Origin of the sequence: Methylobacterium variabile (assembly GCF_001043975.1) — a bacterium.
Lineage (GTDB): Bacteria > Pseudomonadota > Alphaproteobacteria > Rhizobiales > Beijerinckiaceae > Methylobacterium > Methylobacterium variabile.
Map to the genome: position 1 here is coordinate 1 of NZ_LABY01000216.1, position 6,463 is coordinate 6,463.

A 6,463-nucleotide genomic window follows, 5' to 3' on the forward strand; every position below is an offset into this window, starting at 1 on the left:
CCGCGCAGCCAAAACCCGGACTTCCCACGCCGTCCTCCGTGGTCCGCCGTGCCACGATGTCGGCGCCGCTCAGTCCGGCTCCGCATGAATTGACGCAACCTCTGTCCTACGCCGGGCATCGCGCGACCGCGGCAGGGACGATTACCGACCGGCCGAAGCCGTCTTCGCCCACCTGCGCACCCGATACGAGACGCCGCGTCGCGGTGCGTAACGCCCGCGAGATCGCCGGTCCCCGCTCGGACCTGTGATATGGCCCGGGGATGACCGAGCCCGACCCCTTACGCGTCACCCGGCTGATCGCCCGCGACTTTCGCAACCACGCCGACCTCGACCTCGCGGTCGGTCGCCGCTTCGTCGCGCTGGTGGGGGAGAACGGGGCGGGCAAGACCAACATCCTGGAGGCGCTGTCGCTGTTCGCCCCCGGCCGGGGCCTGCGCCGGGCGGACTTTGCCGTGATGGCGCGCGACGGGGGGACGGGCGGCTTCGCGGTCTCGCTGACCCTGGAAGGACCGAACGGCGACCACCGCATCGGCACCGCCTGGGAGCCGCCGCGGGGGCGCGACGAGCGCGGCGGCCGGCTCTGCCGCATCGACGGGGCCACCGCCCCCTCGCCCACCGCCTTCGCCGAGCAGGTGCGGGTGGTCTGGCTCACCCCCGACCTCGACGCCCTGTTTCGCGGCCCCGCCGGCGACCGGCGCCGCTTCCTCGACCGGCTGGTGCTCGCCGTCGATGCCGGCCACGGCGCCCGGGTGAACGCCATGGAGCGGGCCCTGCGCTCGCGCAACCGCCTCCTCGAGGAGCGGCCCGACGACGGCCCGTGGCTCGACGCCGTCGAGCGCGAGGTGGCGGAGCTCGCTGTCGCGGTGGCGCTCGCCCGGCGCGAGACCGTGGAACGCCTCGACAGCCTGATCCTGTCCACCCGCGACGAGGCCTCGCCCTTCCCCTGGGCCGGGGTGCGGCTGGAGGGCGACATCGACGACCTGGTGGCGGTGTGGCCCGCGGTCGACGCCGAGGACCGCTACCGCGCCACCTTACGTCAGAACCGGTTTCGCGATCGCGCCGCCGGCCGCACGCTCGCCGGGCCCCAGGCCTCGGACCTCGTGGTACGCCACGGCCCCAAGGACGTGCCCGCCGCCACCGCCTCGACCGGCGAGCAGAAGGCCCTGCTGATCGGCCTCGTCCTGGCGCATGCCCGCCTCGTCACCGGGATGAGCGGCCTTGCCCCCCTGATCCTCCTCGACGAGGTCGCCGCCCATCTCGATCCCCGGCGCCGCGCCGGCCTGTTCGACGCGCTCGAAGCGCTCCCGGGCCAGGTCTGGATGACCGGGGCCGACCCGGCGCTGTTCGGCGAACTGGGCGGGCGGGCCGACGTGGTGCAGGTGGCCGAGGGCCGCGTCGAGCACTGACCGGCATCGCGGGCCGTGGACAAGGTCTGCCCGGCTTCCGCACGGTCGGGCAACGGCCTTGCTCATGCCCGCATCCTACGGCTTCGGCACCGCTCGTCGAACCGGCGGCTCCGGCCGCACGGCCCCCCGTCCGGCTCGCCGCGGAACGCCTCGGCGTCGTTCAGGCCGGTGCGCGGGAACGAGGCGATGTGATCCCGGATCGGGGCTCGATGCACGCCGGGAACCCGGCGAGCGACCGTTCGCGCCGTTGCGGTTCGCCGGCCGAAGCCATACGAACCGCGTCGGTCTTGCTGAGTCCCGCCATCGATGCCAGCGTCTCGGCGAGCCGGTCCACGTCCTGATCGCGAATGTCGAGCGTCATGGTGGCGTCCCGCGTCGGCGATGAAGTGCTATCGTCGATTCAAGATTCACCCGCCGCCCCCGTCGCCGCCCGCCCGCAACGAGCCCGCAGAACCCCGATGACAGACCGCCTCGACGAGGCCCGCGCCGCCCTCCGAAAGACCTTCGGCTACGAGGATTTCCGTCCCGGCCAGGCCGAGGTGATCGGCGCCGTGCTCGACGGGCGCGACGTCTTCGCGGTGATGCCGACCGGCTCGGGCAAGTCGATGACCTACCAGCTCCCGGCCCTGGTGGAGCAGTCGCTGACCGTCGTCGTCTCGCCCCTGATCGCCCTGATGCACGATCAGGTGAAGCAGATGGAGGCCTTCGGCATCGCCGCCGGCACCCTCAACTCGACGGTATCGGAATCGAGCGCCCGCGAGACGTGGCGCGGCATCCGCTCTGGCTCGTTGCGCCTGCTGTTCGTCTCACCCGAGCGGCTGCTGATGGACGGGCTGATCGAGGCGCTCCAGGGCGCCGGAGTGCGGCGGCTCGCCGTCGACGAGGCGCATTGCGTCTCGCAATGGGGCCACGACTTCCGGCCCGAGTACCGCGACCTCGCCCGGGCCCGCGAGGCGCTCGGCGACGTGCAGACCGTGGCGCTCACCGCCACGGCGGATGCGGCGACCCGGGCCGACATCTCCGAGCGGCTGTTTCCCCGCGGGCGCAAGCCGGAGCTGTTCGTCCACTCCTTCGACCGGCCGAACATCCGCCTGACCTTCGCGCCGAAGGAGCACCCGACGCGCCAGCTCTCCCGCTTCCTGCGCCCGCGCAAGGCGGAGAGCGGCATCATCTACTGCTCCTCGCGCAAGCGCACCGAGCAGATCGCCGAGATCCTGCAGCAGGACGGCTTCAACGCGCTCGCCTACCATGCCGGCCTGGAGCAGAGCGTGCGGATGCGCAACCAGGACACCTTCCTGCAGGAGGACGGCGTCGTGGTGGTGGCGACCATCGCCTTCGGCATGGGCATCAACAAGCCGGACGTGCGCTACGTCTGCCACGCCGACATGCCCTCGACCATCGAGAGCTACTACCAGGAGATCGGCCGCGCCGGCCGCGACGGGCTGCCAGCCGACACCCTGACCCTCTACGGCCTCGACGACATGGCCCTGCGCCGGCGCCAGATCGACGAGAAGGAGGTGCCGGACGACCGCCGCCGGATCGAGCGCCGCAAGCTCGAGGCGATGATCGCGCTGTGCGAGGGCGCGACCTGCCGGCGGCAGTCGCTGCTCGGCTATTTCGGCGAGCAGAGCCAGCCTTGCGGCCGCTGCGACCTCTGCCGGGGCGGCGTCTCGCTGATCGACGGCACGGTGGCGGCCCAGAAGGTGCTCTCGGCGGTGGTGCGCACCGGCCAGCGCTTCGGCGCGGCCTATATCTGCGACCTCGTCCACGGCAAGGAGAGCGAGCAGATCCGCCGCAACGGCCACGCCCAGCTCAAGACCTTCGGGGTCGGCTCGGACAAGCCGGTGGCGGCCTGGCGGGCAATCCTGCGCCAGCTCTTCGCCGCCGGCGCCGTCGCGGAGAACGGCGACGGCTACGGCGGCCTGGCGCTGACCGACAAGGGCGAGGCGATCCTGTTCGGGCGCGAGCCGGTGCAGCTGCGCCCCGATCCGGAGCCGAAGGCCCCGAAGGAGCGCCGCCGCTCCGCGTCGGACAGCGACGACTCCCTCGGCTTGTCGGAAACCGACGAGGCTCTGTTCCAGCACCTGCGGGGCTTGCGCGCGACGCTGGCCCGCCAGGAGGGCGTCGCCGCCTACATGATCTTCCCCGACCGCACCCTGATCGAGATGGCGCGGTCGAAGCCCGTCGACCTCTGGGCCCTGCGCTCGATCCACGGCGTCGGCGAGCGCAAGCGCGACGCCTATGGCCAGCCGTTCGTGGAGGCGGTGGCGGAGTTCCTGGCCGACGCGAAGCGGGCTGGGTGAGCGGAACAGGTTCGTACCGTCGTCGCTGCATGCTCGAGCGCCGGCGCAACGCGGCGGACTTTCCGCGCTCCGTCGTCAGACAGCACCGACGATAAGCGGGGCCGGGGCCGGCACGCGACCTCGAGGCCGGCGACGATCCGTCTGTCCCCACGACGACCGCGTGCCCCGCCTCGTGCACAGCACGGCTGCGTCGTTCCGGCTGCAGCGGGCATGCGCGCCCATATGCGCTTCTCGCCCTCGGGATGATCGGCCGGGCTCGACGACCTGCGAACCGCTTCGGTCGCGGGCGCCCTCAACCCTCACTGCACCCAAAGCATGGATGCCTACCGCATTGTAGGCACAGCATACGTTATTTTTAATGCCTGTGCTTGTCTGTCATCAGGACTTAAATATTGTTTTCAAATACATTTCGCAAATTCCCTCCATGATGGATATTTCGGGAAGAGCGAACTCATCGGATGAAGTATTTGAAGAAATTTCCGTAAGGAGATTTGCATGAAAATCTACCGCATGCAATCCATCGACGGCCTTCGCGGCGTGTCAGCCGTTGCTGTCATGATATTTCATTTCGAAGCCATATACTTGATGAACCTGGATCATCCTGATTTGTTCCCGCCAGCGCCCTCGCAGTCTTTGCATCTGGCGCTGCTCGGCGTGGAATTGTTTTTTATGCTCAGCGGTTTCGTGATCTTGATGAGTGCGGAGGGATCGAAGTCGGCATCATCGTTCTTGTGGAAGCGATCGGCCCGGATTTACCCTGCTTACTGGGCTTCAGTCGTTCCTGCCGCCTTGTCGATATTCGTGATTTACGGCATATCGAAACACGAGCTATCAATAACATTGATAAATTTTACAATGTTTCAAAGCTTTTTTGGCGTGCAAAATCTTATATCACCCTATTGGAAGCTGGCTTATGAACTTTGGTTTTACGTCCTGATGGCAATCATCATACGAACAAAGCGCACGGACGCAATGCCTGAACTATGTATGTGCTGGATTGTATTTATGATTGCAATGAAACTTATGCAACGATCCGGGATCATGCCGATAAATAATACTGTAAATATATTAACTCTTCATCATTTTGGATTTTTCTTTATTATTGGAATGATGACGTATCTTGTAGTCAAAGGAAATAGAACATTGATGGTCTTTATTTGTTTGATTATATCGATTTTGTCTACACTTAGAGGAAGATCCGACTGGGCCGAAGTGCCGCCCGTCACGTATTTTCTTTCGACTGTCGTCTTCGAGCTTGTATTGCTGGCCGCGGCGACATCGCGGCTGAAAATTCTGGAGCGGCCGTCGTTGCTGTGGCTGGGTCAGCAATCATACTCATTGTATCTGCTGCATATGCCGGTCGGGCTTCTTCTATGGATGACGTGTCACTGGCTGGGCGTGGATCGTTTGATGGCTGTCGTCTTGAGCGTTCCAGTTACGATCGGGCTGGCTTGGCTGTCACGGCGCTTCATCGAAATACCAGGGCAGACACTGCTGCTGGGCACGTCGAAGGTCCGCGTTCTTCAGTCCGTGCAGTCAGGGCAGAGTCCGTGATCGCGCCTCGGGTTTGAGCCGCCGCGGACGACTATCCGGAACGGGTGGGAACCGTGCCTCAAGGCGAAACACGCGACCAGGGCCCGCACACCTGACTATCATCCAGGATAGTGGAGGCGCGTCGTCACGGACGAGCAGGCCCGGGACGGGGCCGCAGCCCGAAAGCGTCTCCCCGTGCCGGGGTGCGTTCGACGGCACGGCGGCAGCATGAGACAGTCGGCTCTACGTCTCAGACAACGACGCACCCTACCGCTTTCGATAGTATTGATCGATGCTGACCGCACCCAGCAGCACCAGGCCCTTGATGACCTGCTGATAGTCGATGCCGATGCCGAGGATCGACATGCCGTTGTTCATCACGCCCATGATGAGTGCGCCGACCACCGCGCCCGTGACCTTGCCGACGCCGCCGGAGGCCGAGGCGCCGCCGATGAAGCAGGCGGCGATCACGTCGAGCTCGAAGCCGAGGCCGGCCTTCGGGGTCGCGGTGTTGAGGCGGGCGGCGAAGATCAGGCCGGCGAGCGCGGCCAGCACCCCCATGTTGACGAAGGTGAGGAAGGTCAGGCGCTCGGTGTTGATGCCCGACAGCTTCGCCGCCTTCTCGTTGCCGCCGAGCGCGTAGATGCGCCGGCCGATCACCGTGCGGCTGGTGACGAAGCGGTACAGCAGGATCAGGGCGAACATCACGATCAGGACGTTCGGCAGGCCCCGGTAGGTGGCGAGCCAGGTGCTGAAGGCGACGATCACGGCCGCCACCAGGGCATTCTTGAGCGCGAAGGCGGCCATCGGCTTCGGGGTGAAGCCCTGGCGCTGCTGGCCCATGCGCCGGCGCAGGTTCGAGCCGACGAGGATCAGCGCCAGGGCGACACCGACGAGGACCGAGGTGATCCGCAGCGAGCCGCCGGTGACCACGTCCGGGATGAAGCCGGAGCTGAGCTTCTGGAAGTCGGGCGGGAACGGCCCGACCGACTGGCCGGCGAGGAGCGCCAGGGTCAGGCCCTTGAACACCAGCATCCCGGCCAGCGTCACGATGAAGGACGGGATGCGCAGGTAGGCCACCCACCACCCCTGCGCCGCCCCGATGAGCCCGCCGGCAACGAGGCACAGCAGCGTGCCCAGGAGCGGGTGCAGGCCCATCTGCACCATCAGCACCGCGGCCAGCGCCCCGACGAAGCCCGCGGTCGAGCCGACCGAGAGGTC

5 protein-coding genes are annotated in these 6,463 nt (G+C 66.8%); 3 read left to right on the plus strand and 2 right to left on the minus strand.

Annotation, left to right across the window (positions count from 1 at the left end; translation table 11 throughout):
• Window positions 1-260: 260 nt before the first annotated feature.
• Window positions 261-1,406 carry a DNA replication/repair protein RecF gene (gene recF, locus VQ02_RS27340; protein WP_048447402.1) on the plus strand — a complete coding sequence of 382 codons (1,146 nt, stop codon included), beginning with the start codon at window positions 261-263 and terminating at the stop codon, window positions 1,404-1,406.
• Window positions 1,407-1,566: 160 nt separating this feature from the next.
• Here the strand turns inward: recF and VQ02_RS27345 are convergent, their stop codons facing one another.
• Entirely contained in the window at window positions 1,567-1,767 is a 201-nt protein-coding gene (locus VQ02_RS27345; protein WP_063838523.1) for a type II toxin-antitoxin system VapB family antitoxin, read from the minus strand.
• 97 nt (window positions 1,768-1,864) lie between these two features.
• Between VQ02_RS27345 and recQ the strand changes: the two genes are divergently transcribed.
• Together recQ and VQ02_RS36190 are read left to right on the plus strand one after the other, a co-directional pair.
• Window positions 1,865-3,709 carry a DNA helicase RecQ gene (recQ, locus tag VQ02_RS27350; RefSeq protein WP_048447403.1) on the plus strand — a complete coding sequence of 615 codons (1,845 nt, stop codon included), beginning with the start codon at window positions 1,865-1,867 and terminating at the stop codon, window positions 3,707-3,709.
• Window positions 3,710-4,204: 495 nt separating this feature from the next.
• Window positions 4,205-5,263 carry an acyltransferase family protein gene (locus VQ02_RS36190; RefSeq protein WP_083469486.1) on the plus strand — a complete coding sequence of 353 codons (1,059 nt, stop codon included), beginning with the start codon at window positions 4,205-4,207 and terminating at the stop codon, window positions 5,261-5,263.
• Window positions 5,264-5,509: 246 nt separating this feature from the next.
• Here the strand turns inward: VQ02_RS36190 and VQ02_RS27360 are convergent, their stop codons facing one another.
• Window positions 5,510-6,409, minus strand: a complete 900-nt coding sequence (locus VQ02_RS27360) for an ABC transporter permease subunit (RefSeq protein WP_425339932.1) — start codon at window positions 6,407-6,409, stop codon at window positions 5,510-5,512.
• Window positions 6,410-6,463 lie beyond the last annotated feature (54 nt).